Below are 25,476 nucleotides of genomic sequence, written 5' to 3'. Positions count from 1 at the left end.
ATCGTGCCGTTCAGGCAACCCGCCGACGGCAACGTCCTCAGCGTCGGCAACCGCACCCGCAACGCCCTGCAGCGCGCGCTGCGCTGCCTGGGAGAACGCGGCTTCGCCCTCCTGACCGAACGCTGGACCGCTCTCCGGCACACCACACTCAGCCCCAGCCGGATCGGCGATCTCGTCCGCGCCGCCCTCGTCCTCGTCCATTTCGAACACCGCCGGATCAGCTGAAATTCAGTGAGAAAACGTCATTGGGTCGCAGCTCCTTCTGCGATCAAGGCCCCGCTCGGGCGTTGCGCCGCCCGAGCGGGGCCGTCTTTTGACGCAGGGCCATTTCAATGCAGTAATCGGCCTGCGTCGAGGCATAACGGCGTGGATACTGAGGGCGGAACCCTCTACACCTTTCCCGCTGAGGCAGGCGCGATGAAGACCAAGGCGAAACTTCCGGCGTGGGCCGCACGGTTGCGCGCCGCCCGCGAGGCCAAGGACTGGGGCCGGACCCGCCTGGCCCACGAGATGATCGCGATCGCCGAGCCGTACACGTTGCCCCCGGTGAAGTCGATCGTCGGCAGCATCCGGGGGCACGAGACGGGACGACACAAACCGAGCGACCCTTACCGCCCCTTGTACTGCCAGGTGTACCGCATACCCGATTCCAAGCTTTTCGGTGGGAGCCGTCCCAGTATGGAGGAGACGTCCGAGGGTACAGTCATATGGGATGCGAATAATGGAGATGACATGGAACGTCGCACGGCAATACAGATCCTGAGCGCGTTCGTACCCAGCCTCGCGCTTCCCCCTCTGACAGAAACGATCTTCGCCGGGGTGAACCGTGCGATTGGCGACCGCGCAGAAGCCGATCTCGCGGACTGGGAACAGATCATCCGCGATCACGAGATTCACGAGATCATTGCCGATTCCGTGACCAACATGGGCAACATCACGGCCGACATCATCGAAGTCGGCCGCATTCTCGATCGCACTCCGTCCGGCCCCTCGCGATCGGCGTACCTGCGGATCAGCTCTCAGCTCTCCCTCGCGCTCTATGACGCTCTCCTGGGCAAGAAGGACGCCACCGCCGCACGCGAGGCGATCCGTGCCGCCCGCCGCGCCGCCGACGCCTCCGGTGACCGCGACCTGGCGGTCTACATGCGCGCCCGAGAGGCGATGGGCCTCTACTGGCAGGGGCAGCCCGCCGAGATCGTCACCCGGGTCGCCAACCGGGCCATCCTCCTCGCCGAGGACAGGCCCTCAGCCGGACTCGCCTACGCGTGCAAGACGCGTACGTACGGCCTCGCAGCACAGGCCGCTAAGGGAACCGCCGATCCCCGCGAGGCGCGGCAGGCGTTGAACGACGTGTTCGACATGTTCGAGCGCCTGCCCGACCAGGTCCGCCAAGAGAAGATGACCTATAAGGGATTCCCCGAAAGCCAGCTCAGGTTCAATGAGGCGTGGGTCAGCGCCCTGATCGGAGACACCACCGCGTCCTACCGCGCGGCCGACGCGGCCATCGCCGCGTTCCCATCCCAGCGCGTGTACGCGATCGCCAACTGCCGATCCATGCAAGCACTCACCCTGGTCCGCGAAGGCCACATCACCGAAGGACTCGACCACGCCCTCTCCACAGCCCCCGGCCTTCCAGTGACCGCGGCCCGCCGCCTGATCACCGGCCACATCCTCGACTCCCTCCCCGCCCAGGCCCGCAAACTCCCCGCCGCCCAAGAACTCCGCACCCTGACGGCCGCCGCCTGACCTTCCACAACGGCAACCGGCAGCCCCCAGGATGGCGACATCACTTATTGTGCTGGTAAAGTCACCCTAAGCCACGGGGATCGCGATGCCCGAGATTCCCGGAGGCGATCCGAGCACGACAGGAGCGCGAGAACGGGGCCTTTCGATGACCGTTGACGACGAGCGGCAGGCGGCGGCTGGAGCGGCGGCGAAGGCGCCGCCGACGCCGGAGTTCGGGCCGCAGATCGACGGCTACCAGCCCATGCAGGGCCAGACCGACTGTGATCCGACCGCCAAGCCCGGCGTGGTGGAGATCCGCGACCTGCTGCGGGCCACGTACGGACGCCCTGATCTGGGCATCAGCCGCGCCTGCGGGGTCCGCGGCCAGAGCGAGCACAAGGAGGGCCGCGCCCTCGACTACCCCTTTAATGCCAACGACGCCAATCAGCGCGCCGAAGGCGACGCCCTGGTCAACTGGATGCTGGCGACGGACCAATGGGGCAACAAGCACGCCATTCTCCGCCGCATGGGCATCATGTACGTGATCTGGAACCGCCGCATCTGGGCCACCAACACCAAGGCATGGACGGCCTACTCCGGCTCCAGCCCGCACACCGACCACGTCCACATCAGCTTCGGCTGGCCCGGCGCGCGCAAGCAGACCACCTGGTGGACAGGCAGGGGCTCGGGCCTCGGCGGTCCGGAGATGGTGCTGTTCCCGGACGGGCGGATCGGTTCCTACGCGGTGCAGCCGGGCGGGCACCTGCACGGCCGGGGCCAGAAGAAGCCCGGGGGTCTGTTCACCCCGTGGGAGCGGCTGACCAGCGGCGGCAACTGCGTGGGCAGTCCGAGTGTGCTCCAGTTCGCGGACGGCACCGTGGGCGCTTACGTCCGCTCCGTCCTCGGCACGGTGATGGGTACGGGCAACGCGAACGGTCCCGGCAGCGCCTTCGGGCCATGGCAGCAGACCTCCCCGGCCGGAGCGATGCGGGTGAGCGGCGATCCGGCCATGGTGCTGAACACTGATGGCACGGTCACCACGTACGCCGTGCTCGCGGACGGCAGCCTGAACCGGCAGAGCCAGAAGCAGCCCGGTGGGGCCTTCGATGCCGCCTGGACCCGGCTGGACGGCGGCTCATTCGTCGGCAGGCCGGCCGTCGTCCGGTTCTCCGGCGGCGGCACCGGCCTTTATGTCCGCACGCCGAGCGGCACCCTCATCGGCACCAGCGATTCCGGGCCCGGTACCGCCTTCGGCCCCTGGCAGCAGACCTCTCCCGGCGGCGGGGCCATGGCCGTCGCGGGCGATCCCGAGGTCATCCTGGCCGCCGACGGCACCCTCCACACCTACGTCGTGCTCGCCGACGGAAGCCTGAACGCTCAGGGGCAGAAGAAGCCCGGAGGGCTGTTCGAGCAGGCGTGGAGGAGGCTGAGCGACGGTGGCATGTTCACCGGAAGACCTTCCGTCCTCCAGTTCCGTGACGGCACGGTCGGCGTCTACGTCCGCGGCCGGGACGGAAACTTCTGGGCGACCGGCAACGCCAACGGCCCCGGCAGCGCCTTCGGCCCTTGGCACACCGTCTGACGGAAGCCCGACTCGCAGGCCCAGGTTCCGGAAGGCGCGCTGCGGGTACGGGCAGATCGTCACCCCGCCTGGCATGGGCCCACATGCCCATGGAGGCTCGTCGCCCGCCATGGATCGGAGTCCCCATGCCCGAGCACCCATCCGATCGCGCGCCCGGCCCGATGTACGGCGGGCCCTTCCTGACGGTCCACCTTGACCACCGCGACACCACCCGCAGCGTCCTGGCCGTGGACGGCGCACTCGACATCGCCACCGCTCCACTGCTGGTGTCGACCATGTCCAAGGTGACCGCCGCCGGCCGGAAACACCTCACCGTGGAGACCGGCGGCCTCACCTTCTGCGACGTCGCCGGCGCACGCGGCCTCCTGGCCAGCCAGCAACACCTGGCCGCCCACGGCCTGACCATGGACCTGGCCAACGTCCCCCGCGCCCTGCGGCGAACCCTGGCCCTCACCGGCCTGCTGACAGCCTTCCACCTGCTCCCCGACTGACCGCCCGTCCGGGTCCACGCCCTCGCCGAAGCGAAATCTCCAGCCCACCCTGCCTGCTCAGTGCCGCGGGAGCGCTACGTGGTCGCCCTCATGATCTGGACAGGGGGCTCGGAGCGCTGGGTCAATGAGTATGTAGTACGTACTAGCGTTATGGTGACCTCATGAGCCCCAGCAGCTACCACGAGGTCGCGGAGGCCATCCGCACGGCCATCCACACCGGCGTCTACCCCCGCGGCACCCTACTGCCCACCGAAGAGCAACTCGCCGAAGAACTCGCCGTCCACCGCGCCACCGTCAACCGGGCGCTCACGATCCTCAAGAACGAAGGGCTCGTACGCGTGGAAAGAGGCGTCGGCACCCGGGTACACGAACTACCGCCGATCCTGCGCGACGCCGCCGTCCGGCACAGCCGCGAACATCGCGAACGCGGCGGGGCCCGTGGCGCGCTCGCCTCCGAGCTCGTCGAACGCGGCTACCAACTGGACTCCGACAACACCATCGGACCCGGCCGGCCCCCCGAGCACGTCGCAGACCTCCTCGGCGTCGCCCCTGACGCCGACAGCGTCATCATCCGCGCCCGCCGTATGCGCGCCGACGGCGTACCGATCCAGATCGTCACCAGCTACATCCCGCGCACGATCGCCGACGGCACGCCCATCGCCGAACAAGACCCGGGCGCCGGCGGGATCAGCAGCCGCCTGGCCGAACTCGGCCATGCTCAGGCCGAGATCGAAGAGCGCATCCGCGTACGACCACCCCTGCCCGAGGAACGCAGGTTCCTGCGCATGAGCAGCGAGCAGTGGGTCTATGACATCGTCCACATCGGCTGGACCGCCGACGATCGAGCGGTGAAGGTCAACACCTACATTCTGCCGATCTACCAGTGGGACCTGCGCTACCGCTACCGCATCGACCCAGCTTGACGATGACAAGGGTAATGGCTAGGCACCACGACGCGCGCGAAAGGCCGGATGTGGTCCCCGGCCGATGACGGACCTCCGGCTGGAGCCGGCTTGCCGTAAAGAAGACAAGCCACAACACACGGCACACGACCAACGCCAACGTCGGGCGCAGCCCGACTCTGGGAAAGCGTCCGGACGCAGCAAGGGCCGGGGTCGCCGTGCGGCATAGCGCCTTCAGCCAGCGGCCACGCGGAAGCCGATGTTGCCCGCTGAACTGTCCGGTGTGTTGGAGGACCGCGCGGCGACGCGATAGCGATTGCAGTACGACTCGTGGCACATGTACGAACCACCCCGCATGACCTTGGCGGTGCCCTCAGGCGGCCCGGCCGGATTCTCGCGGGGCCCGGTGCGGTGGAAGTCGGCGCTGAACCAGTCGGCGCACCATTCCCAGACATTGCCGACGACGTTGTAGAGGCCGTACCCATTGGGCCGGAACGACTTCGCCGGGGCGGTGCCGAGGTGACCGTCCTCGCCGGTGTTGAGCATCGGGAAATCGCCCTGCCAGACATTGCACAGATGCCGCCCGCCCGGCGTCAGTTCGTCCCCCCACGGGTAACGACGTCGCTCCAACCCGCCCCGCGCGGCGTACTCCCACTCCGCCTCGGTCGGCAGCCGCGTCCCCGACCATTCGCAGTAGGCCCGCGCGTCGTTCCACGAGACGTGCACGACCGGGTGATGCTGCCTGGGGGTGATCGACGAGCCGGGCCCCTCGGGCCGTTTCCAGCAGGCGCCGGCCACCGCGCGCCACCAGGGTGCGGCATGCACGACCTGCGCGGCCGGCGCGTTCTCCGCGTTGAGGAAGCCCGCGAAGACGAAGGAGAAACCGAAGCCCTCGGCCTCGGTGCGGTATCCGGTGGCCTTGACGAATGCGGCGAAGCGAGCGTTGGTCACGGCCGTCGCCTCGATTCGGAAGGGGCGTAGCTCGATCCTCCTGATCGGCCCTTCCCCGTCGGCACGGTAGCCGTCCCCGTCTTCCGCGCCCATCAGGAATGACCCTCCCGGAAGCCGGATCATGCTCTCGTGGCGGTGGGATGCGGCGGGCGGCCGTACCGGCACGGTCGCCAGAGCGGTCGGCTGCTCGCGGCCGGGGCCGCAGCAGGGGTCGGCCATAGGGCCTCCTCTCGGAAGTGGCCGCGGCCCGCGCCGGTGGGAGGGGGACGGGCCGCGGCCTCGGTGTCAGCTCTGGCGGTCGGCGGCGAGCCGGGCGGCCAGCGTGGGGATGCCCAGGTTCTGCTCGTCGGCCGGGGTCGCCTGATAGAGCCTGTTGGTGAGCTGGTAGGGGTCGTTGACGAGGTCGTAGTACTCGCGGAAGGTGACCTGCCCGGTGCCGGAGACCCTGCCGCTCGTGTCGGTGTGCAGGTCGTAGTACTCGACGTACTGCCTGTTCCTGGCCACGAACGAGGCCCAGCTGTCCTTGACGCCCGCGGTGCCCTGCTTCCACCACTCGATCAGCAGATGATCGCGGTCGAACGCGGACAGCAGCGACTCGCCGTCGTGCGGGGTGCCCGGGATGATCCCGGCCGCGGCGAGGATGGTGGGCGCGATGTCGATGTTGGCGACGATGCGGTTGTCGGTGGTCCCGCCGCCCAGGCCGCCGGCGGGCCAGGACAGGTAGAACGGCACCTCGTGGGCGGGCGAGTACGGTGTCCCCTTCCCGAGCAGCCCATGGTCGGCCCACTGGAACCCGTTGTCGCCGATGTAGATGACCAGCGTGTTGTCGAGCTGCCCGATGGCCGCCAGCTTGTCGCGGAACGCCTGGACCGCGTCATCCACGGACAGCAGGGTCCGCAGTTGCCGGGTGCGCACCGCCCGGCCGTCGGCCAGGGTGTTGGTCGCGTTCTGGACATACGCGGGCTTGTCGCTCCGGTCGGCCTCCGGGACCGAGGGACGGCCGTTCCAGGCCGGCACCACCGTGTCGGCGTACTGCGCGGCGGGCGTGTTGGGCTCGTGCGAGGCGTACGGGGTGACGTAGGCGAACCACGGGCGGGTGTCGGTGCGGGCCCGCTCCAGGAAGGCCAGCGTGCGGTTTCTGATGATGTTCGTGGTGTAGCCGTTGATCGTCTGGACGGTGCCGTTGACGTTCCACTGGCGGTCGACGTATCCGGGCTGTAACAGTGCCCATTCCTCGAAGTGCGGCGGGGCATCGGCAAGGGGCCAGGAGTTGAGGTATTTGCCGAACAACCCGGTGCGGTACCCCGCCTGCTTGAGGTGGCGCTGCACGGTGGTGCTCTGGTCGAGGCTCAGCGAGGCCGCGTTGTTGCGTACGCCGTGGTTGTGGGCATAGCGGCCGGAGAAGATCGATGACCGCGAGGGCGCGCACAGCGGGGTCGTGACATGACCGTTGGAGAATGTCACGCCCTGCCCGCCGAGCCAGTTGATGGTCTTCTGGATCGCCCAGTTGGTCTGCTTGGGCTGATCGTCGGTGACGATCAGCAACACGTTCGGACGCGCGGCCGAGGAGGCCACCCCGGTGAATCCCGGAATCGCCGGCGACGTGGCCGCCACCGCCGCCGCGGCCGTCGCGGCCGATCCGGTCAGAAAACGCCGCCGACTGACCCCGGCCCCTTCGATAACGCGCCCTGTTCGTCCACCACTCATGCTGTTCCAGCTCCTTTCGCTGGCGGCAAGGTGCCGCCTTCGGGGAAATGGCGAAGGTCTGATAAGTGCCATTAAGGCCGAAGGCGAACAGAACAGGCGACATGAGGACTCGGCGAAAAATGGATGCTGCCAAAACTGGAGCCCGACGCCCTGAACTGCGACCGGCTAGGGAGTGACGAATGGACAGAGTGCGCTCGCCTGCCGCTTGAAATCAACGTGCAGACGAGCCACCAGAAGCAGGCCCGATGTCATGGTGCAACGTTAATGAACTATCCGTGATCGCGTCAATACCATCGGTCGGCCCGTTTTTCCGGGCGACGCGGAGCATGAAATCACGAGTAGCGAATCGTGCGATCGGAATGCCATTCAGCGCACACGGAATGCCCGAATTCATCGAACACCCGGACCGGCGGGAGCACTCACCGCCGACAGGCATCTCAAATCCCACTAAAACGATAGGAATACAAGGGCTCCTTGTCAACACCGCCGATCAGGTCGCCAGCGGCTCCCGTACCGCCATGGCCCCCGCCTCCACCGCGCCGGGCCGGAGCCGCGACCCCAGGCCAGAGCCCACGCCGGGACCGGGGAACCCGCCCGCGGCCTGGATGGTCACGATGCCGGTGGAGCCAGAGGTCAATGACCGGGAGCCGCCAGGCAACCACCGTCACTGATGTAGCCCCCCACCTCCACCTCCGACTCACGCTCGTCGTAAAAGCCGGTCACGCATCCTCCCGGCAATTCGATGGCGAACACCACCGCCGAGCGCGCGCCTCCCGCCCTGATGACGACGTTCGTCCCCGGCGGGGCCACCGCTCGTACCACCTTCGCCACATGGACCTCGCCGTACAGTCTCCGCTCACGCAGGTCGGCGAGTCCGCCCCGCAGCGCCTCGGCCACGGGCTCGCCCTCCGCAGCCGCCTCAGAAGAAAGCGGGGCCCGCTGGCGATATGCCTTATTTTCCGCGTGCTTCTGCTCCCAGGACGGCATCGTCACGCAAGGGCCGGGCATCGGCCCCTCAACGGCTTCCGGGCAGGGAAGCAAGGGTGATGGCGACGGCGACACTGCCTGCTGCTCGGCTCCCTGCACCCGCACCACACCACAGCCACCCAGGGTGGATAAGAGCAGCACGGCGACAAGTGCGATCGAGATCCTCATTCCTCTAACAGTCCGGTACGACGCGCCGGGACACAAGCCGCGTCAGCGGGCAGAACCACCGCTCACGGAAGGAAGAGAGCATGGATTTCCTGGTACGTGTCGACGGGGCCCGCGCCTACGAGTTCCCCGCCGTCGAGAGCGCGGCACTGATCGAACGGGAAAAGGCCCGGGGGCGCGAACTCATGGCCGCGGGGACGATCCGCCACTTCTGGCGCATCCTGGGCCGCCCGCGCCAACATCGGCATCTGGCCGGCCGCCGACGCCGACGACCAGCCTGCCGATCCGGCCGTACGCCGACATCGAGGTCACCCCGCCGGCCCGCCACCTGGAGACCGCGGCATCCTGAACCGGCGTACCCGCCCTGGCGGGCCAGCCGCCGTCCCGGGAGATGGCGGTATCCGGCTTTCCGTCCGATCGAGTTGCGAAGATCGAAAAGTACGCCGAACCGCACCCCGGACGCGCGCGACCACGGGCGGGCGGCGGCGGGCACCGGGCTCCGCCGTATGGACTCCCGGCCCGCGCCGCAGGCTCCGGTCAGGACGAGAGCCGCCGGCTCACGCCCTCCACGATCCCCGGCCAGACCTGCTGAAAGCGAAGGCCGAGCGGAGCCGACTCCCGGCCGCCTGCCACTCCGTGATCGCCGCCGCGCCGCCGCCCCCGGTGAATGGCGGCCGGGGCCTGATACGAGCGCACAGCCATGAACGCGACGTCGTATTCCGCGTTCTCGGTAGGACCTGACCAGTTCCTCGCCGATCATCAATGGAGGCGAGGCTTACCGGCAATAGCCCCGAATACCGCCTTCACCCACCTTGCCACAACAGGGCCATACTCAGGTGAACGGACGCACCGGGGCGGCCGAGCATCTCGGTCAGTGGCAGCGTAGGTCGAATCCGGCCTCGTGGCCCCCGTCGAAGAATTCCACGATGACGCCTTTGAAGCCCTCCCGCCATGATCCGCTCGGGTTGACGTACACGGTGCCGGAAAGCTTGGCCCCATCGACTCCCTCGACCGTGACGAACTCGTAGTAGCGTGCGATCTCGGCGTCGGGCAGCTTGGTGACAAGGGCCAGATGGACCAGATAATCGCAGTGATTGCCATTGCCCTCCAGCAGTCTCACCTCACGCGCCTCGGCCCGCAGGTCATGCTCGGTGCGAGGCGGAAGCGGAACCATCCTCACCCGCTCGCTCAGCCGGGCCAGGTTCTCATCGTTTCGCCACTGTGGAACCCTGAACACCACGGTGTGGGCCACCATCAGTGCAAGAACCGCCACGCAAACGAAGAACGGCCACCTGCGCCGCCGCTTCGGTAACGCCTCCGGGACCGCTCGGGTCAGCAGCATGCCACTCTCCAGAACCTCGACGGATGATCACCGTCCAGCACCACGGAACAATAGCGTTCACCGAACGGGATTCGCCGGTTCAGCCGGGGACGTTCATGCGCTGGGTGCCGATCACCGAGAGCAGCCGCAGTGCCTCCGCGGCCGGGGAGTCCGGGTCGGCCGTGTAGATCACGACTCGCTGGTCCCGGTCGGATATGTCCAGTATGTGGCAGTTCAGGGTGATGGGGCCCACCAGCGGATGGTGCAGGGTCTTGCGCAGGCTCGACCGGGGGGACACGTCGTGCGAGGCCCACACCCGGGCGAACTCCGCGCTACCGGCCAACAGTTCCGATACCAGCTCGTCCACCTCGGCGGCGCCGGGGTAGCGGGCGGCGGCGGCACGTAGCCGCCGGGCCGCCTCATGGGCGAACACGACCCTGTCGTCCTCTGCCAGGATGGGCGCCCGGGCCCCCTCCAGGCGCAGCCCGAGGAAGGCATGCCGGACCAGGTTGCGGTCGCGTGGGGACAGTGCGGAGAAGTCCGCCATCAAAGCGGCCGCCAGGTCGTTCCAGGCGATCACCTCGTAGGTCGCGGACAGCACGAACACGGCGGCCTGCGGCAGCCGGTCCAGCAGGTCGAGGGTGTCGCGGTGGACCTCGCGGCACGGACCGGGCGGCGGGCCCGGCGGCGCGCCGGCCAGGTGGTGCAGGTGGTCGCGTTCGGCGTCCGAGAGGCGCAGCGCCCTGGTCAGCGCGGCCAGCACCTCGCGGGACGGGCGCGGGGCACGGGCCTGTTCGAGGCGCGTGTAGTACTCGGTCGAGATGTATGCGAGCTGGGCCACCTCCTCACGTCGCAGCCCAGGAGTACGACGCCGCCGCCCGGCCGGGAGACCCACGTCGGCGGTGGAAATCCGCTCCCGCCTGCTGCGCAGGAAAGCGGCCGTTCCTGTTTGTCCACACGCCCAGTGTGCGCGGCCGGTGCCGTGCTCAGCCAGGTATCGCCGGTACCTGGGTGAGCCACGTACCCGGGGCTAGCCTCGGTTTCATGATCAATGGCAAGAACATGGGCCTGCTGGCCGGCAAGATCGCCTTCATCACCGGTGCCGGGCGCGGCATCGGCGCCGCCGCGGCGCGGCTGTTCGCCCGGGAGGGCGCCACGGTCCTGCTGGCCGCCCGGACCGAGGGTCCGCTCAAGGCGGTGGTCGAGGAGATCCGCGCGATGGGCGGCGTCGCCGACCACGTCCTGTGCGACCTGGCCGACCCGCCCGGCGTCCGCGCCGCGGTGCACCGGGCCGTGGAGCTGTACGGGAGGCTCGACATCGCCTTCAACAACGGCGCGACGGCGGTGCCCCCGGCACCGATGGATCAGATGCCGGAGGCCGACTTCGACCTCATGTACACCGTGAACCTCAAAGGACAGTGGATCGCCATGTCCGCCGAGGTGGCCGCCATCCGGGCCACCGCCGGGACCGGGGCCATCGTCAACACCTCCACCGTCGGCAGCTGGGGACCGAACGCCACGCTGCCCGCCTACGGCGCGATGAAGCGGGCGCTCAACAGCCTCACCGAGTCCGCCGCCGCCACCTACGGCCCGGAGGGCATCCGGGTCAACGGGATCGCCCCCGGCACCACACTGACCGAGATGGTCCGTGCCTGGGAGGCCGCCTCGCCCGGCATCGTCGAGAAGCTCAACGCCCGCACTGCACTTCGCCGCGCGGCCGAGCCCGAGGAGATCGCCGAGGCCGCCGCCTGGCTGCTCAGCGATCGCTCCTCCTACGTGACGGGAGCGGTGCTGCGAGTGGACGGCGGCATGAGCTGAGCCGGAACAGCGGCCGGTCAACTGCGGCTGCTCACCTTCGCGCGTGCCGAAGCGCGCGAATGATCAGAGCCGCCTTGTCCACGGTGCTCACCGGTGCCCGAGGCGGCGGCTTCAGCCGCCTTGAGGGTCATCCCGCACATCACCCGGCGCGGGATCGAGTCCAGCCGATGTTGAGCTTGCTCCACTTTGGCGGACACCAACGATGTGGTGGTCAGGCCGCGATGACGGCCTCGAAGTCGGCCTGGCGTGCCCATTGCCGCACCGAGGTCTCGGTCAGATCGAAGTCGCGGGCGACCTCGCTGATCGATCGGTCCCCCCGCCGGCACAGCTCGACGATCTCTGCCCTGAACTCCCGTGTGAACGACGGCCGCGGGCGTGGTTTCTTCTTCGCCATGTTCTCCATCATGGACATCTTTCCGGGGGTGAGCCCCTGATCTGGGATGTCCGTCAAACCGGAGCAAGCCCAGTTCGCCGAGCGCGCGGTCATCCTCGTGACCGGTGCTGGGGTACCACAACGCACGAGAAAGACCGGGCAGGGTGACCGACGGGCGACGGGCCTCCGCCTGGAGAAGGCTTGCGTACCAGAACCGAGACGAAGGCCGGAACACACCTTGGAACGCGCCCCAAGGCAGATCGCTCAGCATGAGCAGTACGACAGCAGGAACCGTACGCCAGCGACGCGTTCATCGCCAGGCACAGCGACCGGCCGACCACGGGCCGCCAGGTGAAAGGCGGTCCGCCGTGCAACACCAAGGCCAGAAAACACGGCACTCGACAAGCACCAACGTCGGGCGAAGCCCGACACCGGGAAAACGACCGAGCGCAGCGAAGGCCACGCCTTTTCACCTGCACGAATGGGAGGCCCGCGATGGTCTAGGCAGGCTGTTTTAGCCGGTGCTGGAACGACGCGGGACCACGACTCACGCGAAAGACCGGACACGATGACCGGCCCACGACGGACCTGCGGCTGGAAGGCGGCTTGCCGTACAGAAGACAGAAGACCGGCCCCGGACGCACGGCATATGAGCAGCGGCGACGTCGGGCGAAGCCCGACACCGGGAAAACGACCGAGCGCAGCGAGGGCCACGCCCTTCGCCTACGCAAAGTGGAGGCCCAAGGGCTTGGTGGGGCTGTTTTGGCTGGTGCTGGAACGGCGAACCACAACCACATAGAACGGGATCATGGGGCTGACCTGCGGTTCTATCGTGACACGGGGCTAAGTTCCGCCTGTTGGCCCGTGACTGGCCCGTGAAGTTCAGGCGCGTTTCCGCTGGTCGCGGAGGTGATCGAATGCAGGTCTAGCAGTGCTTCTATCGCGGTGTTGGCCGCTTCCCTGCCGTCATCGATCCAATGAGCGTAGGTCACGAGAAGCATTTTGATGCTGTGGCCGAGCCGCCGGGCTATCTCTGCGAGGTCCACGCGAGCCTTCAGCAGGACTGAGGCGTTGGCGTGCCGCAGATCGTATGGACGCTGGGCGACCGGCGAGGCGGCCTCAGCCGCGCTCAGAGCATCCCTACGCGCTCGCTTCCAGACGCACCGGTAGGTGTTGCCCTTGAGGATCGCCTTGTCCGGACCGTCATAGAACACCCTGCCGTCGGGCGCAGGAGGGAATTGGGCGATGTGAGCGCGCAGGATGCGGACCAGGACCGGCGGGATGGGCACCAGTCGCACCGCCGTTTCGTGCCGGTGCTTCAGGCCCCGCTGATCATGTAGCTGACCATCATCGGTCCACAGCTTCCCGACTGTAGGAGCCGCCCCCGTGAGTGTCAGCAGGCCCCAGCCGGCCTCTGGGAGGTCGCAGGCGATGTTCTTCAGCGCCAGGCATTCCGAAGGGCGCAGGCCCGCGTAGTACATGGTCGCGAAGAAGGCGAAGAGGTGCGGGCCGCGTGACGGCACCTTAGTTGTCTTTGGCTGCTTGAGGTCCCGCACGGCGCTGAGGAGCCGTACCGCCTGTTCCATGCTGGGAACTCTCACAGGTGAGACCTCTACATCCCCTTGACGGTGATGTGCGCCCCGGATACCTGCCAGGGTGTTTATCTTTATGATCTTTGTGCTGACCGCGTAGTCGAGCATGCTGTGCAGCACGCCCCGCCGACGCCGAAGAGTGCTCGTGCTCGCCTTACGTCCGTCAGCCAACTTGCCGAGCTTGGCCAGGGCATCGCGCACTTGGTCGATCTCGGCAAGGTCGGTTACCGGCAAGGTATGCGCTTTCAGCCAGGCCAGTGCATCAGCGATCTCTGCCGGCGGTGTCTCCGCGCGCCCCGGGCAGAACGCCCATTGCTTGAGCGCGGCCCGCAAGACCTTCAGCCCTGGCCGGCTCCTACGCGCTTTCGGGGAATTGCTCAGCATCGCAAGAATCGTGACTTCGGAGAGGTCGCTTGCGATGGACTTCCGGGTATTGGGAGCGAGGTCGCCCCAGACCTTTCCCACCCACTTAACACCGAGCGAGAACCAGTCAGCCTCGATGCGCCCCCACGCGGCAGGCTGACCTGTCCGAAGGTCCCATTCGGTCGAGATGTCCTTAGCCGCTTCGGTCAGGTCCGACTGAAAGCGCTGAGCGAGCGTCTTTGTCTTGAACGACACCGAGTGTTCCCGCCCGGCGAGAACCCACCGCAGCTCGTAGGGACGCCTACGCCCCTTTCGATTACGTATCTCCCAGAACCGCAGGTCAAGCGGCTTCTTGCCCATGATCGCCCTTTCGTCGATGAATGTCCTACGCTTCCCGATTTTTAGGGCTGCCGCTAGGCGGAATCAATCTTTGCCCTACGCGAAGCCCTTTTCCCTTTCCTCCAACCATTGTAGGTAATCTGACCGGCGAAATCTACGCGATCCGTTTGGAAGCTTAATTGACCTAGGCCCCCGACCAGTATTCAGCCACTTGTACAGCGTCGAGCGAGGCACTTTGAGGCAGCGCCGCAGGTCATCGATCGTCATAAGATCATCATCGGTCATATTCTGCCGCCCCCCGAAGAATTCACCCGTAGCGCCGAAGCGCATATTTGCGCCATTCTCCGAACCATTCCGCAGCACTTTAAAGAACCCGGCCTACCGCAGTGCGCCGAGTACCGCCGCCCCCACATCAGCCGGCACGCGCCGGTCCCCCTGCATGATCATCTCCGTAGAGGTCACCCTGCATCTACCGGTTCCGGACCCACCCGCCGCCCCCACCACCCTTCGGGCGGTAGCCCCGCCTTCGGCGAGAAGTGGAGCCTTACGGCACGCCTTTCTTTAGGCGACCCTCGCCGTAGCCCCGCCCCGCCGTTGCGCGCTGACCGGTCACTCCCCACGCCCTACGTGACCGGTCAGAGCCCATCTCCCTGCTACGGCCTTACCCGCCTACCAGCGAGCCCGCCGCCGCCGCTCCGCCGAACTCTCCCACTCCCGATGTCCCCGCATCGTGAACCAGCAGAAGACCCCCAGCCAGCACAGCGCCAGGAGGATCAGCGTCAGATCGTTCAAGAACACCGCAACCCCTTCCGTGCCTAGTGACCCGTTCCGACTGCCGCCTACTGGTGTCGCCGACGCTCCTGATAGCGCTGCCACTTGGCCCGGCCTCGCTGCCGGACCAGGTCCCACATCAAGCTCGTGACCGATACCACGACGCCCACGGCGATGATGATTGCGATCACCATGTTGATGTTGATCGTGATCGTGACGGTGATCTCCGGCCAGTCACTCACTTCCGCCCCCGTACGTCGGAGACCTCTCGACCCGGGCGAGCCGCAGCCGTCAGCCCGGTTTCCTCGTCATAGCCTGCCCGGGCAGCGAACCGGCCTGCGACATCCCCGAACAGCACCCCCCAGGCCAGCCCCGCCCACAACGCCACCCGGGCGATGCGGACTCTGACCGGCAGATCGACGAGCAATCCGGCACTGACCCGCACCGTCAGGCCCGGAACACGAACACGCGCTTCCACTCTTTGCCCTCCTTTGCTTGCGATCTTCACCGTCTCCCCGACAGGGCCGCGTCTCCTGACTGACTGGCCTGATCACTCTCGCTAGGACCAGGCCCCCGGCACCCAACGTCGCCACCGGCCTCCGCACTCTGCATGGCAACGTGCGATCTTCGGCGTTCGGCTACCAGCCGCAGCAACCGGACACGCAGCGGTCCCAGCTCCGCGCCGCTGATCTGCTCCCACGAGTACCGGCCTGCCGTCGCCGTCGCCTCGTCCGCCGTGATCCCCAGTGCTTCCATCACCCAGGCCCGCCGTTCTCGGCGATGCTCTCCCAGCGTGCGCCCCGACCATTTACGCGACACCAGCACACGCCGCCCGCCATATCCCAGGTGAGTCGGCGAGTGCGCCTTTCCCCGGCACCGGCCAGGCACCATATCCGGTTTTGCGTCCTTCGGCTGAACGCCGTATCGCAACCAATTCGCGCACCGAGGCGAACACGGCTCAAAGCGCAGCGATTCGACCAGACGCGCCGCATGCCGGCGTCGAGCCGCGTTGTCCGCCCCGCCCTTTCCCGTCGAAGCGTCGAGGCTTTTGGTCAGGTACTTCGCCAGATGTCGAACCCGCTGGTCAGCATCCGGCGACCCGGCCAGGACACCCTGAATATCCATCTGCTTGCCGAAGCTCACCACATGCAACGGGGTGGCCGCGTCATCCGCTCCTAGGCTGTCAAGTGCCTCATCCCACGTCGGCAGGACCGCCCCCGCCGAGTCAACATACCCGACCCCATCGACCCATTCCGGCAGGGTCTCGCCCTCGTATGCCGGCACATCAGTAGATGGCCACCACACCTGATGGTAGGTCGCCGCCACCACCCGCCGAATCTCGGCCCGGGGGATCGTCCCGCGGATCGCGAGATGCAAATGCGGAGCAAGCCGCTTCTGATATTCCACGCTCGCGAAATATTGAACCTCAAACCCGGCGACTCTGCGAAGGTTCTGAACAAAGCGATCCACCAGTTTCGAGAAATGCAATGCGCCCCGAGCCGCCGCCGAATAGTCGTACGTCTCCGGATCGACAGGCACCCCGTCACGCACCCGGCCATACGATGGCAGCGTGAGCGTGACGAACAGCGATGGACGGTAGACCTTCCCGTCTGGCGCGGCGTAGGTCCGCCCTACTGTCGTCGCCGCCATCACCCGACGTGGCAGGTTGGGAGCGTCCTGCCGACGCCGTGTTGACCTCACCCGCCGATCTGACGGCCCGGACGTGCGACCGATCACGCTCGCCGGAATGCCAGCCGCCCGCATCTCCTCTTCCACACCGGCAATGGCCGCCGCCCAGTCGGAGACGTCTTCTCCCGCCGCCTCCATCGCGTCCCGTCGAGCCCGCAAGTCGGCCCGGAACTCCACGAGCCATTGCTGTCCCTCGTTCAGCAACGCCGGCTCAGGTTCCGCCTCCAGGTGCCAACCCTCGCGGCATTGCGCCATCCGTGCCTGACGATTCCTCTTCGCGCACGGCGGGCACTTCGCTTCCAGCCGCGCCCCGCAGGCGACCTCTACCACCCGAGACGTTCCAGCCTTCGCATCGTGAACCCGGAACGCCAAGGGCCGGATGCAAACCCCGGCCTCTTGGGCCAGCTTTTCCGCGACCTCCAGTGGCACCGATCGCATGTCCAGCCCCCGGCCTCCGGTCACGTGCGCCCCTTCCGTTTCTGCTGTGATCAGCAACAGGTCATCTCTTGCCGTGCCAGTGCCGACAGCCGTGCGCCCCCTAGCGGGAGTGGCCTACGGCCATGCGCTGCCAGCATCCGCCGCTCACGCGTACGACCCGCGCTCTACCGGCTCGCCGTCAGCCGCCCCGTCCACCGGCCGCTGGCCCGGTGCCTCGTTCGCCTCTTCCAGTTCCGTTTCCTGGTCGCCGTCGAACAGCGCCCGCACCCGCACCCCGCAGTTCCGGCACTCCACCACCCCGGCCGGCACATCGTGGTAGAGCACTTCCAGCTCCCCGCAGGCCGCGCACCGCAACCCGTCCAGCCGTTCACTGCGCACCTATGACTCCCCCATCGAGAAGGCCGCTTCCATTTCCTTGATCTCCGCATTCGACACATATGCCGCGCGGACCCTGATCGGTTGCGGCGCGTTCTCCAGCCGCACGTACGCCTCACCCGCCCCGACACTCGGGTCACTTTCGCTACGTGGGATCTGGTCGGCCAGCGCGCCGCGATCCCGAGCCCCATCGCCCAGGACCATGTCAACTTGCTCCGCTTCATCGAGCCGCAGGGCGATCCTGTCGGGGAACAGGTTGCGCAGGCTCAGCACCTCCTTGCGCGGATCTTGCAATGCAGCGATCACGCCGACACCGACCGCGCGGCCCTGCGTGGTCAGCGTCGCCAGCGCTGCCGCGATGCGCTGCTTCAGACCGCGATCGGTCTGGTAGGCGGTCAGGAACGCCACCTCGTCAACGATCACGGCAATGAACGGGTCAGTAACGGTCGCCTCGTGATCCCTGCGCACGCCCGCGTACCGGTCCGCTCGCTCGTGCATCACCCGAACAGCCTCTTCAAGCAGCTCCGCGCACTCTTCGGCCGTCGAGGCATAGGCGTGAAAGACGCCCCGGCCGTACGCCAACTCCATGCGCTTGGGATCGAGCGCCCATAGCTGTGCCACTCCTGCTTGTGCCGCAGGCAAGAGCCCGCGCACGATCCCCCACAGGAATGAGCCCTTACCCGCCCCGGTCGCCCCAGCGATCAGTACATGGGTCCCATGCACCTTCAGCTTGAACGGCCCGCCATCCTCACGAAGCCCGATAGCCACCGCATCAACCCGCACCGCAGGCACCGGCTGAACCGAAACGACATCAGCGAGCACATCACCCCGGGGAATCACCAGTTCTACCCACCCCGGGCGGGGCACCGTCACCCGGCACGACCGTGCCTTGAAACCGTGGGCGAGATTATCGGCGCGGTCGGTCCACTCCTGTGTCGATTGTCCTTCCAGCATTCGCACCCGAATGCGGTCCGACCAGGCATCACACCTGACTCTCACCAGGTCAGGCCCGTACCAGCGGCCCTGGACAGCCCGTCCTAGCCCGGTCACAGCCACCACCGCACGCCAGCGGCGCCGGTAGACCCAGACCAGCCGAGCCCAGCTCACCAGCGGCCAACCCACGAACCGCCCCCAGGTCCGAGGTGACCACAAAACCCAGGCGACCATTGCGAACACCACGGCCAGCCACGCAGCCGCGACGATCAGCCACTCAGACGCGGAATACAGCCACCCCGTACCCGCTACCAGCGCGCACGCCACCGGGTGACGCACCACCATGCGGACCAGCCCCGCGACCGTGCGCCACAGCCAAACAACGATGACGAAGATCGCTGGAGTCGGGACCACCACCGGCCGAAACACCACCGTGGCCGGAGTAGTCGAAACAGTGTTGTCTATCTCAGTGCCCGGCAATCGCCGTAACACCAGCTAACGCCTCCTTTGAATGCACGAAGCTCAGAGATCACGGCTCGCCGCCGTGAGCATCGGGGGGAGAGGGGCCGCCGAAGCCCCGCGTTGTTCGGCGACCCCCGCCGGTCAGCCCCCTATCTCGTGCCCGCCGCCCTAGGCCGGCAGAGCCCCCGTGTAGGCCGCGCGGCACTTCGACCGGTAGTCACGTGCCGCCGCCACCAACCGCTCTGCCAGCTCCAGGTCAGCCAGCGTCACCGGCCCGCCACCCGTGGTGCTCACCGTCATCTCGGCACTGTCGGTACCGATGGTCAGGTACGGCCGGTAGTCCTCCACCACGCCCGTGGAGATGCGCAGCCTGGCGTCATAGAACGACACCGACCGATGGATCTTGCCGGGCCGCTCGCTCATCACGCAGTATGTGTACGGCTGTCGTTCGGTCCTCATGAGCCCGCCCCCGCCCTCGTGCGAGACGGACGGATGGAGGAAGCCCGCAGCGAGTAGGCCAGGCGTCCGGTTGCCTGGTGAACGTACGGCGTCACCGTCATGCCATCGAACTCCACCGAAACGATCGGGTTCTCTGGCGTCAGCGGCGGCGACTGCGGCTCAGTCGCGCTACTGATCTTCACGGCCACCGTCTTCTGAGCCGCCTTAGCGGCCGGGTCGGCGTCCATGACGAGGATCTGCCACACCGGGAGACCGGTGTGCCTGTCCACCGCCTGAACGATCCGCTCCTTGGTACTGCGGTCGAAGTCCTTCACCGGCTCCACCACACCCACCGCGTAGGCACCGTGCGGGAACACCAGCTCGAACTCCAGGGGGATCGGTCCTTGTATCAACGCGCTCCTCTCTCGGTCCAACTACTTAGTAGGTTAACCCACTAAGTGGTGTTGGTCTACACTGTAGGTGAAGCAAGCTGAGGAGGTGGGGTGTGATGTCCGTCACACCGATGTACGTGGTCGTTGCCGACAGGATCAGCGCGCAGATAGCCGCAGGTGAGCTACGCCCGGGTGATCGCATCCCTGGTGAGCGCGAGCTGGAGGAGCTGTACAAGATCTCCCGCAATGTCGCTCGTGCGGTGATCTCGCGGCTACGGCAGCAAGGCTTGATCGTCAGCAGGCAAGGCAAGGGAAGCTTTGTCGCGAACCGCGATCTCATCCGCCGCCTGGTCCGCAACGGACAGGAGTTCCGGCCGGCCGACAACACCGAAGTCGATCAGACACTCACGGTCGAGCTGTCGGAGGTGGACGCCTCAAATGACATCGCATGGTGTCTTGATCTGAGTCTGCCCGCAAGGGTCAGCAAGGCCCTGATGACTTGGACTATCGGCAATGAACCGATCGAAGTGACCGAGCACTACGAAAGGCTTCTCGACCAGCCACCCATCACCCGGCCAGAGACCAACCCCATGAACGCGCCGGACGTCATCAAACGATTCGCCAGTATCGGCACACAGGTAACCACGGTGGAAGAAGACACGTCAGCTCGGATGCCTACATCCGAGGAAACCCACCAAATGGCCATTCCACAAGGAGTGCCGGTCATCACTGTTGAACGCACGCACCATGCCGGAGATACGCCCGTCGCGATATCGCGCATCACCATCCGCGCCGACCGCGTTCTCATCTCCAGCAAGCAGGACATCAGCGCCGGTTGAAACGTTTCTTCATCCGGACACGAAACGTGACGGCCTTCATGGGCCGTCACGTTTCTTAGTTTTACCACTCAGAACGCCGGCGCAAGCGCCAGCAGTCGCGCCCTCTAATGAAGTGGCCTACGGGCAAGCGCCACCAGCCTGACCTCTTAACCCGAAGTCATACCGGTCGCCCACAACTTGCTACATATTGTGCTGTGGGTGCTCCAGCTCCCGCAATCCAACTAGAACCTCCGCCGCACGCATGGCCTGAACGTTGGCCGCTACGTCATGCACCCGAACCAGACGGGCACCTTGATACACGGACATGGTATTGACTGCAATGGTTCCCTCAAGCAAAGATACGCCGCGCAGCGCATTCAGAGTCTCGCGAATGAAGTGCTTGTTACTCACGGCAACCATACAGGGGTAGCCGAGCACCGTTATCTCATCGAGTCGCCGCGTAAGCTCCAGCGAGTCAGCGCTGTTCTTGTTCAGATCATGCCCGGGGTCGATGAATATCCGTTCGGGTGGCACGCCATGGGCCTGCGCATACTCCACTCGCTCACGTAGGAACTCCGCCACCTCCTTCACCACGTCCCCGTACGTTGGTCGGGGCACATGATGGTGCGGTCCGCCTACGCTGTGCGTGATGATCACACTCGCACCGGAGCCGGCTACGATCTCCACCATTCCGGGCGTGCGAAGCGCGTTGGTGTCATTGACCACATCGGCCCCGGCCTCCAGGGCCGCACGCGCCACAGCGGGAAGGTGTGTATCGACCGAGATCACCGCATCAGTCTTGTCCCGCACGGCCCGGATAACAGGCACCACGCGCTCTATCTCTTCCTGGTCTGACAGCGGGGGCTGATCAGCTCTGAACGAACGGCCCCCAACGTCAATCCACTCTGCCCCGTCCGATATCGCTTCCTCTGCCCTTCGCACCACATCATCGAGGTCCAGCGTCGAAGCGGGATCGAGTCCGGAATTTGGAGTGCGGTTAAGGATGGCCATCACGGTCACATGGCGTGAGAAATCGAACGTTCGTCGCCCTACTGTCCGCACCGGTGCAACGAGTTGCGGTATAAAGGGTCGCAGGCCAGGCCCCACTAGTTATTCCTCTTGTATTGAATCGTCCAGCGCAGCATAGCGAAAAAGAGCAGCGATCCAACCGCCAGCCCGGCGATTGTGATAAGCCCCTGTATCCACCCGCTGGCTTGCCCGATAGTGACACCACCACCAATAAGGAAGGCAGCAAGCGCGACAAAGAGGCCGAGGATTTGAACAAGCTGCAACTGATTTTCCGCTACTAAGCGCTCAGCCTTCGCTAACTTCTCGTCCAGCTCTTTGGTGATGTCGTCCACCTGATTGAGAGCGCGCTCCCTGACCTCGTCTCCGTACTTTTCGACGACGGTCTTAAGCGATCTTTCCTGCTCCATGTGGCTCAGGATGATCTGCCACTCTCTAACGTAATCCTGGTGGATCGCATTTTGGCTGTGGCCGAGCATATGCATAGCCCGAAAGATGTCGTCCAGAGCCTCTTCGTAGCGCGCTAGACGTGTCCATGCACGACAGCGCCTAAAGTATAAGTTGGCGTCATTCTCTCCCTTACTGATCATGTCTGAGCACAGGCTAAGCATCAAGGATGCTTGCTCCGGGATATGTTGACCTATCCATACTGCCGTGAGGGCAACGTGACGTACCACCTTGTCCGCGTCAGGTGCCTCAATCGCCTTTTTGTATAGATCCAGCCCATCCGGGTGCCGCAACCCCATCGCAGCCATCGCCGCACAGCTTAGAATCAGCGCGTCACTGGTCTCGCTCAGCCATGCGCGGCAGCGATCATATAGCTGCTGAAACAGAAAGTCGAACCGCAACCGCTGTGCGACTGCATACATTTCTACGAGCCGGTAAACGTCCCGATCCACCCCCGAGGGGATGCTTTTGTTCTCCTCCGGGATGGGCTCTCCGGCATCTCGGCTCAGCCATGCGACATCTGACACGACGTCGCGCAGGACAGTGTTCGTAAGTTTTTGCTCTACGGCGATTACGGACAGCTCATGGATCCATGGATGCCCGTCTTGCCCGATCAGCCATTGAAGATGCTCGGTGATCACCCCAACACGTCCACGTTTGGGCGTTTCGGCCAGAACCGTGCTTATGTTGGGACCGAAACGTCCTTGTGGTCGCTGGCTCGCTCCAGCAATGTCGGCCACGCCTATCCCTTCGCCCTAGCGAGTTCATCGACAGGTGCCACTCTAAACCGTTGTTCTCCACGATCAAGCGCCTTAGCCCAGACTTCGCCACGGCACGCCCGATTTGCCGAATTGTTCTTATAGAGATCAAGGGCGGCGCTGCGCGCCGCCCGAGCGCGCCAGGCGGCCAGCGGCCCGGGCATGCGGCCTGGCGGCCGGTCCCGGCCGCGCCGCCGCGCGCCCGGGCAATCACACGATCCCTCACATATAAGGACATTTAAGTCGTAAGTGGGCATCCCAGTCAGCACTCCCGGCAGCCTGATTGCATAGCGAAACCTCGTGCTCGCGGCCCCAATCTGACCGCGTCCGCCAATCGCGCATTGGAGTCGGTCCAATTCATGGGACGCAGGCGGCAGCCGGGCGTGAGCCGATGGCCATGTTCCGCCAGCCCTCATTCCTCTCGGAGCCCCGCACTGGCACAGGCACCCATCGCACCCAACGGAGGCACAGTTCGTCACATCGATCCTGACGGTTCCGCGCCACAGCGGCCGGCTCCCGGTACCGGTACACAGCTCAGCCAACGGAGGCACAGTTCGTCACATCGATCCTGACGGTTCCGCGCCACAGCGGCCGGCTCCCGGTACCGGTACACAGCTCAGCCAACGGAGGCACAGTTCGTCACATCGATCCTGACGGTTCCGCGCCACAGCGGCCGGCTCCCGGTACCGGTACACAGCTCAGCCAACGGAGGCACAGTTCGTCACGTCGGCGCTATCTATCTCGTACCCATATAGAAGAACCTCCCCAGGCCGGTGGTTCGGCCCGGGGAGGTATGGCAGTGCGCAGTCTTCCCAGCGTTCAGAGCGGAGTCTGTGTGGAATTTGTGAGGCACACAAGGAAGTCACCTGAACGCCGATGTCACCATAGATCACCTCCAATCAGTGGACATTGCCGCGCCGACTGGCACGGCCTTCAGCGAGGCATGCCGCATGCCCTGCCGAAGCATCAGCCCCCCGGCATCAGCTCAAGAAATTCACCGCGCTTCACCCGGCCAACGAACGTCGCCCACGCCTGTGAAGTGGTATAGAGATAGGCCATCGAGCCAGGCACGAACACGTCGGGTACAGGGATACGCAAGATGGGCATCAGCCCCACCAGGGTTTCAGGGCGCACCGTGCCCGCTACGACCCCGGCCAAGAACTGCCCCATCCGCTCTTGTGGGAGGAGAACACCGCCATGCATAACGTCGGCGTTCTCCCACACACGCCACCAGCCCGGCCACATCGCAGGCTCTAACCGCAGACCAGGCCGCTCAGTCATCCCGGGCAGCTCCCTCCGAAGTCTGCACATGTACCCATGTCCTGCCGTGTACCACGTCTGCAATCGTGCTCTGTGGGACGCTGTGCTTCTGCGCCAACCGCACGAGCCAACCCCGAGAGCGATCCGCCGCATCGTGTCTGATCGTCCGAACAATCTCCTCAGTCAGTCGTGCGAACGGATGAGCCTCACCCCGTACCACCCCAGGCCGCCCGGGCAGGTAGGTTCGCCCAAAGGCCACGTCGTAGATGGTGCTTTTGGATACGCCGAACTTTTTTGCTAATCGAGGTCCGTCCCCCGGCTTCCAGCCCTGCGCCGCAACCTCTTGGATCTCCCCTGCTTGCTCATCGGTCAGCCTGCGCTGCATCTTCCACCGTCCGTGAATCGAACGCCTGACACGATCGATTTAGACCCGCCGACCCTACGCATTGGCACGAGTACACGGACCCTCCCCGATCGGGAGCTACCAAACACCCAGGGAGGGTCCGCTAACTCCGTGAAAACCCTTACGGGAGAGCTGACTGAATCCTGCGGCCGGCCAGCCCTCCCCATCACCTATTGACCACCCCCTCTCACCCGGTAACCAGTCGGCCAGGCCGCGACACCACCAGCACGACCCGGCCGAAGTAGAGGTCACATCCGCCGCCGCAGAATGAAGTCATCCAGCTCGCCCTGCGTTGCGCGCGTGAGGAAGATGTCCCAGGACTCACGCGTGGTCACCAGCCATGGGGACCGCTCGGTCAGATCGCCGATCCTGACCAGGGCCAGGTCACCCAGCTCCACCGGCCGCACTTCCCCGGATAACGCGCCGGCCATGAACGCGCTGAAGTGCTGCCGTGACACCAGCACCCCGCTACTGGTGAGGTCAGCGGTCTCCCGCACCCGCACGTAGTCGGCAGAAAGCGCCGACAACTCCACCACGATCCCCGGCGACGCCAGGGTGTTCCTGCTCATGTACGTCCCTCCTTCCAGCCGCTCCGGCACCGCACCGGCCGGCCTGCTCAACTTGCGCCGCAACCGCCGCAGCCTCACATCCGTAGGAAGCGATCGAACGCCCCCGCGTACGCCTGAGTGACGAACGTCCGCCACGACTCCGGCGTTGTGAGCACCACGCCCGACCGGTCAGGGTCGGCATCCCCGATCCGCAGTACCAACAGCCCGTGATTGGTTTCGGGCATGATGTGTCCTGCTCGTACCTCCGTTACGAACTTCGCAAATCCGGGCCTCGACACCTGCACCCCGCAACTGGTCCTGTCCGCTCGTTCCCAGAACCGCAGCCATGCCGGCCCGAGCGCAGACGGTTCAACGTCCAGCCCCACGCCCTTGTGACTGTCC

General features: G+C 66.0%; 30 protein-coding genes and 1 pseudogene. 9 read left to right on the top strand and 22 right to left on the bottom strand.

What is annotated here, in order from left to right:
• The 5 genes and pseudogenes from DP939_RS42925 to DP939_RS42900 form a co-directional block, all read left to right on the top strand.
• A pseudogene (locus DP939_RS42925) lies at positions 1-225 on the top strand (IS5/IS1182 family transposase); the annotation flags it as partial.
• Positions 226-456: 231 nt separating this feature from the next.
• Complete coding sequence (locus DP939_RS42915; protein ID WP_147268372.1) at positions 457-1,746, top strand: hypothetical protein; 1,290 nt, start codon at positions 457-459, stop codon at positions 1,744-1,746.
• A gap of 145 nt (positions 1,747-1,891) precedes the next feature.
• The gene (locus tag DP939_RS42910) at positions 1,892-3,307 is read left to right on the top strand and encodes a hypothetical protein (RefSeq protein ID WP_113986600.1); all 1,416 of its coding nucleotides are present in this window, start codon (positions 1,892-1,894) and stop codon (positions 3,305-3,307) included.
• A 125-nt stretch (positions 3,308-3,432) separates the two neighbouring features.
• Positions 3,433-3,798: an STAS domain-containing protein gene (locus DP939_RS42905; protein ID WP_158578986.1), complete on the top strand. Its 366-nt coding sequence runs from the start codon at positions 3,433-3,435 to the stop codon at positions 3,796-3,798.
• Between the two features lie 161 nt (positions 3,799-3,959).
• The gene (locus DP939_RS42900; protein ID WP_113986598.1) at positions 3,960-4,721 is read left to right on the top strand and encodes a GntR family transcriptional regulator; all 762 of its coding nucleotides are present in this window, start codon (positions 3,960-3,962) and stop codon (positions 4,719-4,721) included.
• A 213-nt stretch (positions 4,722-4,934) separates the two neighbouring features.
• Here DP939_RS42900 and DP939_RS42895 read toward each other — a convergent pair whose 3' ends face one another.
• On the bottom strand, positions 4,935-5,870 hold the full coding sequence (locus DP939_RS42895) for a formylglycine-generating enzyme family protein (RefSeq protein WP_113986597.1): 936 nt from the start codon (positions 5,868-5,870) through the stop codon (positions 4,935-4,937).
• Between the two features lie 66 nt (positions 5,871-5,936).
• A complete protein-coding gene (locus DP939_RS42890) occupies positions 5,937-7,298 on the bottom strand; it encodes a sulfatase family protein (protein WP_225878893.1) in 1,362 nt (453 codons plus the stop codon).
• On the opposite strand from DP939_RS42890, the gene DP939_RS48415 reads away from it, so the two are divergent.
• On the top strand, positions 7,183-7,512 hold the full coding sequence (locus tag DP939_RS48415; RefSeq protein ID WP_225878895.1) for a hypothetical protein: 330 nt from the start codon (positions 7,183-7,185) through the stop codon (positions 7,510-7,512). The genes DP939_RS42890 and DP939_RS48415 overlap by 116 nt on opposite strands.
• Before the next feature lie 336 nt (positions 7,513-7,848).
• Here the strand turns inward: DP939_RS48415 and DP939_RS48975 are convergent, their stop codons facing one another.
• Together DP939_RS48975 and DP939_RS45760 are read right to left on the bottom strand one after the other, a co-directional pair.
• Positions 7,849-7,971 carry a hypothetical protein gene (locus DP939_RS48975; protein ID WP_263972387.1) on the bottom strand — a complete coding sequence of 41 codons (123 nt, stop codon included), beginning with the start codon at positions 7,969-7,971 and terminating at the stop codon, positions 7,849-7,851.
• Between the two features lie 20 nt (positions 7,972-7,991).
• The gene (locus tag DP939_RS45760; RefSeq protein WP_147268371.1) at positions 7,992-8,513 is read right to left on the bottom strand and encodes a hypothetical protein; all 522 of its coding nucleotides are present in this window, start codon (positions 8,511-8,513) and stop codon (positions 7,992-7,994) included.
• Between the two features lie 80 nt (positions 8,514-8,593).
• Between DP939_RS45760 and DP939_RS49535 the strand changes: the two genes are divergently transcribed.
• Positions 8,594-9,214, top strand: a complete 621-nt coding sequence (locus DP939_RS49535; protein WP_199565791.1) for a muconolactone Delta-isomerase family protein — start codon at positions 8,594-8,596, stop codon at positions 9,212-9,214.
• 167 nt (positions 9,215-9,381) lie between these two features.
• On the opposite strand, the gene DP939_RS42870 is transcribed toward DP939_RS49535, so the two are convergent.
• Positions 9,382-9,852 carry a hypothetical protein gene (locus tag DP939_RS42870; protein WP_113986593.1) on the bottom strand — a complete coding sequence of 157 codons (471 nt, stop codon included), beginning with the start codon at positions 9,850-9,852 and terminating at the stop codon, positions 9,382-9,384.
• Positions 9,853-9,931: 79 nt separating this feature from the next.
• Complete coding sequence (locus DP939_RS42865; protein ID WP_404828637.1) at positions 9,932-10,726, bottom strand: helix-turn-helix transcriptional regulator; 795 nt, start codon at positions 10,724-10,726, stop codon at positions 9,932-9,934.
• A gap of 149 nt (positions 10,727-10,875) precedes the next feature.
• Between DP939_RS42865 and DP939_RS42860 the strand changes: the two genes are divergently transcribed.
• The gene (locus DP939_RS42860; protein WP_113986591.1) at positions 10,876-11,649 is read left to right on the top strand and encodes an SDR family NAD(P)-dependent oxidoreductase; all 774 of its coding nucleotides are present in this window, start codon (positions 10,876-10,878) and stop codon (positions 11,647-11,649) included.
• Between the two features lie 211 nt (positions 11,650-11,860).
• Here DP939_RS42860 and DP939_RS42855 read toward each other — a convergent pair whose 3' ends face one another.
• From DP939_RS42855 to DP939_RS42820, 11 genes are all read right to left on the bottom strand, one after another.
• Positions 11,861-12,043: a helix-turn-helix domain-containing protein gene (locus DP939_RS42855; protein WP_158578985.1), complete on the bottom strand. Its 183-nt coding sequence runs from the start codon at positions 12,041-12,043 to the stop codon at positions 11,861-11,863.
• Between the two features lie 806 nt (positions 12,044-12,849).
• A complete protein-coding gene (locus tag DP939_RS42850; protein WP_113986589.1) occupies positions 12,850-14,337 on the bottom strand; it encodes a tyrosine-type recombinase/integrase in 1,488 nt (495 codons plus the stop codon).
• Between the two features lie 75 nt (positions 14,338-14,412).
• Positions 14,413-14,583 carry a helix-turn-helix transcriptional regulator gene (locus tag DP939_RS49530; protein ID WP_199565790.1) on the bottom strand — a complete coding sequence of 57 codons (171 nt, stop codon included), beginning with the start codon at positions 14,581-14,583 and terminating at the stop codon, positions 14,413-14,415.
• A 402-nt stretch (positions 14,584-14,985) separates the two neighbouring features.
• Positions 14,986-15,114, bottom strand: a complete 129-nt coding sequence (locus DP939_RS48970; RefSeq protein WP_263972386.1) for a hypothetical protein — start codon at positions 15,112-15,114, stop codon at positions 14,986-14,988.
• A gap of 41 nt (positions 15,115-15,155) precedes the next feature.
• A complete protein-coding gene (locus DP939_RS46585; protein WP_158578984.1) occupies positions 15,156-15,329 on the bottom strand; it encodes a hypothetical protein in 174 nt (57 codons plus the stop codon).
• On the bottom strand, positions 15,326-15,565 hold the full coding sequence (locus tag DP939_RS45755; protein ID WP_147268370.1) for a hypothetical protein: 240 nt from the start codon (positions 15,563-15,565) through the stop codon (positions 15,326-15,328). The genes DP939_RS46585 and DP939_RS45755 overlap by 4 nt, the downstream gene beginning before the upstream one ends.
• 26 nt (positions 15,566-15,591) lie before the next feature.
• Positions 15,592-17,271 (bottom strand): replication initiator, encoded by a 1,680-nt coding sequence (locus DP939_RS42840; RefSeq protein WP_199565789.1) that lies wholly within the window; start codon positions 17,269-17,271, stop codon positions 15,592-15,594.
• Between the two features lie 87 nt (positions 17,272-17,358).
• The gene (locus tag DP939_RS42835; protein ID WP_113986588.1) at positions 17,359-17,592 is read right to left on the bottom strand and encodes a hypothetical protein; all 234 of its coding nucleotides are present in this window, start codon (positions 17,590-17,592) and stop codon (positions 17,359-17,361) included.
• Positions 17,593-18,954: an FtsK/SpoIIIE domain-containing protein gene (locus DP939_RS42830; RefSeq protein WP_225878888.1), complete on the bottom strand. Its 1,362-nt coding sequence runs from the start codon at positions 18,952-18,954 to the stop codon at positions 17,593-17,595.
• A 198-nt stretch (positions 18,955-19,152) separates the two neighbouring features.
• On the bottom strand, positions 19,153-19,443 hold the full coding sequence (locus DP939_RS42825) for a hypothetical protein (RefSeq protein ID WP_147268369.1): 291 nt from the start codon (positions 19,441-19,443) through the stop codon (positions 19,153-19,155).
• A complete protein-coding gene (locus tag DP939_RS42820) occupies positions 19,440-19,799 on the bottom strand; it encodes a plasmid replication, integration and excision activator (RefSeq protein WP_225878887.1) in 360 nt (119 codons plus the stop codon). Before DP939_RS42820 ends, DP939_RS42825 begins: the two co-directional genes overlap by 4 nt.
• 131 nt (positions 19,800-19,930) lie before the next feature.
• On the opposite strand from DP939_RS42820, the gene DP939_RS42815 reads away from it, so the two are divergent.
• Positions 19,931-20,653, top strand: a complete 723-nt coding sequence (locus DP939_RS42815; RefSeq protein ID WP_147268368.1) for a GntR family transcriptional regulator — start codon at positions 19,931-19,933, stop codon at positions 20,651-20,653.
• A 180-nt stretch (positions 20,654-20,833) separates the two neighbouring features.
• Here DP939_RS42815 and folP read toward each other — a convergent pair whose 3' ends face one another.
• The 5 genes from folP to DP939_RS46580 all read right to left on the bottom strand — a co-directional run bounded on the left by folP (position 20,834) and on the right by DP939_RS46580 (position 25,319).
• Complete coding sequence (gene folP / locus DP939_RS42810; protein WP_113986608.1) at positions 20,834-21,643, bottom strand: dihydropteroate synthase; 810 nt, start codon at positions 21,641-21,643, stop codon at positions 20,834-20,836.
• Between the two features lie 95 nt (positions 21,644-21,738).
• On the bottom strand, positions 21,739-22,845 hold the full coding sequence (locus DP939_RS42805) for a hypothetical protein (protein WP_147268367.1): 1,107 nt from the start codon (positions 22,843-22,845) through the stop codon (positions 21,739-21,741).
• Between the two features lie 984 nt (positions 22,846-23,829).
• Positions 23,830-24,144, bottom strand: coding sequence for a hypothetical protein (locus tag DP939_RS42800; RefSeq protein WP_147268366.1), 315 nt, complete (start codon positions 24,142-24,144; stop codon positions 23,830-23,832).
• A 630-nt stretch (positions 24,145-24,774) separates the two neighbouring features.
• On the bottom strand, positions 24,775-25,095 hold the full coding sequence (locus DP939_RS42795; protein ID WP_147268365.1) for a hypothetical protein: 321 nt from the start codon (positions 25,093-25,095) through the stop codon (positions 24,775-24,777).
• A 74-nt stretch (positions 25,096-25,169) separates the two neighbouring features.
• Complete coding sequence (locus DP939_RS46580) at positions 25,170-25,319, bottom strand: hypothetical protein (protein ID WP_158578983.1); 150 nt, start codon at positions 25,317-25,319, stop codon at positions 25,170-25,172.
• Between the last annotated feature and the right edge of the window lie 157 nt (positions 25,320-25,476).

It is taken from the genome of Spongiactinospora rosea (assembly GCF_003315795.1).
GTDB lineage: Bacteria > Actinomycetota > Actinomycetes > Streptosporangiales > Streptosporangiaceae > Spongiactinospora > Spongiactinospora rosea.
The sequence above is the reverse complement of the archived record's forward strand: the minus strand, read 5'-3'. Positions and strand labels throughout refer to the sequence as shown.